The sequence below is a fragment of the Altererythrobacter sp. genome, from assembly GCF_050299635.1.
Taxonomy (GTDB): domain Bacteria; phylum Pseudomonadota; class Alphaproteobacteria; order Sphingomonadales; family Sphingomonadaceae; genus Erythrobacter.
This window is the reverse complement of record NZ_JBNKWF010000082.1, coordinates 1-547: the sequence shown is the minus strand read 5'-3', so window position 1 is coordinate 547 and position 547 is coordinate 1. Positions and strand designations below refer to the sequence as shown.

At 58.9% G+C, this 547-nt stretch carries 1 protein-coding gene; it reads left to right on the top strand.

All coding sequences use genetic code 11. The annotated features are described in order from the left end of the window. Positions 1 to 189: 189 nt before the first annotated feature. A partial coding sequence (locus ACQY6C_RS14950) for an Arm DNA-binding domain-containing protein (RefSeq protein WP_427970082.1) occupies positions 190 to 547 on the top strand: 358 nt, incomplete at its 3' end.

Genomic DNA, 547 nt, shown 5'->3' with positions numbered 1-547 from the left:
GTCGTTGGTTCGAATCCAACTCGGGGAGCCATTCAACATTCCCAAGAGGTCCTAGTTGTTCCCAAAAGGCCTTGATTTCCGCGCCTTTCAACAACAAGACATACCCAATAAAGCGCAGTTGTTCCCAAGTGTTCCCGCCTCTCGTGGGGGCCGCATGGGGGCTTCCGCTTCTAGCTTTGGGGGCCTCGGATGTTGACCGACAAGCAGTGCAAGGCTGCGCAACCGAAGGCGAAGCCCTACAAGCTGGGCGACCAGCATGGGCTTTACCTGCTTGTGTCGCCAACCGGCAACAAGAGCTGGAAGCTCAAGTACCGCTTCGACGGCAAGGAAAAGAAGCTCTCGTTCGGATCATATCCGGAAGTCAAACTGTCCGAGGCCCGCGATCGCATGTTCGACGCTCGCGCGCTGCTTCGACGAGGTTTGGATCCTGCCCGCCCTTCCCCACGCGACAAGGAAGAGCAGGTGACATTCGCCCGAGCAGCCGAGAAATGGCTGTCGCTGCAGGAGGAGGGCTGGAAACCCAAGCATGCGCGAACCGTGCGCGACC